Annotated in this window: 1 protein-coding gene; it reads right to left on the reverse strand. The window is 64.1% G+C overall.

The window, feature by feature from the left end; translation table 11 throughout:
• Positions 1–248, reverse strand: a 248-nt coding sequence (locus EOD29_RS33985; RefSeq protein ID WP_206520607.1) for an L-serine ammonia-lyase, iron-sulfur-dependent, subunit alpha, incomplete at both ends; no start/stop codon positions are given.

Below are 248 nucleotides of genomic sequence, written 5' to 3' on the forward strand. Positions count from 1 at the left end.
GACAGCCAGGCCGCCGGTCGAAGTTTCCTTGTATTTCTCGCTCATGTCGTGGCCGGTCTGGCGCATCGTCTCGATACAGGCGTCGAGCGGCACGAAATGCTGGCCGTCTCCCTTGACGGCAAGCGAGGCCTCCGTGACGGCCTTGACGGCGCCAAGCGCGTTGCGCTCGATACAGGGAACCTGCACGAGGCCTGCGACAGGATCGCAGGTCATGCCGAGATGATGTTCGAGCGCGATCTCGGCGGCGT

It is taken from the genome of Mesorhizobium sp. M1A.T.Ca.IN.004.03.1.1, assembly GCF_003997555.1.
Classification (GTDB): Bacteria; Pseudomonadota; Alphaproteobacteria; order Rhizobiales; family Rhizobiaceae; genus Mesorhizobium.